This window comes from Paenibacillus sp. UNC496MF, assembly GCF_900113915.1.
Lineage (GTDB): Bacteria > Bacillota > Bacilli > Paenibacillales > Paenibacillaceae > Paenibacillus_Z > Paenibacillus_Z artemisiicola.
In genome coordinates, this window is record NZ_FORE01000039.1 from 1 (window position 1) to 1,144 (window position 1,144).

The window sequence follows — 1,144 nt, forward strand, 5'->3', positions numbered from 1 at the left end:
AGGCGGCGCGTACGTGCCGATCGATCCGTCGTATCCGGAGGACCGGATTCGGTACATGCTGCAAGATTCGGGAGCGAAGCTGCTGCTGACGGAGCCGAAGTGGATCGAAAGGGCGACTGCGGCCAGTGCGGCTGACGTCGTTGTGTTAGGGGAAGCGACTTGGGTGCATGAGGCCGACTCGAGCCTTGCGGCTGCGGGCGGATCGGCGTCGCTCGCGTATGTCATCTACACGTCCGGATCGACTGGTCACCCAAAAGGGGTCATGGTCGAGCATCGCTCTGTCGTGAACTATTTAACCGCTTTGCAGCACCGCTACCCGTTAGACGCAACCGACGTGTTACTCCAGAAAACATCGTTTAATTTCGATGCTTCGGTATGGGAGCTGTTTTGGTGGATATTGGGCGGAGCCAAGCTGCGCTTATTGCCGGCAGGCGGGGAAAAGGACCCTAAAGAGCTTGTCCGTGCGATCGGGGAAGGTCAAGTGACGCGGGTACATTTTGTACCGTCGATGCTGCATGCCTTTTTGGATTATGTGGAGACACAGAAGGGGCAAGCTCCTTTGCAAAGCTTGAAGCGCGTGTTTAGCGGCGGAGAAGCGCTCCAATCGCGTCTGACCGAACGCTTTAGCGTGTTGATGACGGCTAATTACGGGACCAAACTGACCAATTCCTACGGGCCGACGGAAACGACGGTCGAGTCGGCGTTTTTTGATCTCAGGGATGGAGGCCGGCTCGGCACGGTGCCGATCGGAGCGCCGATTGCCAATACGCGCATGTATATCGTGGCCAGGGGGAGCGTAAAACGTCTGCAACCCGTTGGGACGATAGGGGAATTGTACATTGCCGGAGCAGGCTTGGCACGCGGTTACTTGAATCAACCCGAGCTGACCGCGGAGAAGTTCGTGGCGAATCCGTTCGTGCCGGGCGAGCGGATGTACCGGACCGGGGACCTCGCGAGATGGCTGCCGGACGGCAACATCGAGTACCTGGGCCGGATCGACCACCAGGTGAAAATCCGGGGCCACCGGATCGAGCTGGGCGAGATCGAAGCGCAGCTGCTGCGGATGGAAGATGTGAAAGAAGCGGTCGTCGTCGCCCGCGAAAACGAACAAGGTCAAAACGAGCTGTGCGCGTATGTGGCAGCG

At 58.9% G+C, this 1,144-nt stretch carries 1 protein-coding gene; it reads left to right on the top strand.

All coding sequences use genetic code 11. The features are described 5' to 3' along the window. Positions 1-13: 13 nt before the first annotated feature. Positions 14-1,144, top strand: a 1,131-nt coding sequence (locus tag BMZ79_RS33470) for an amino acid adenylation domain-containing protein (RefSeq protein WP_256253325.1), incomplete at its 3' end; no start/stop codon positions are given.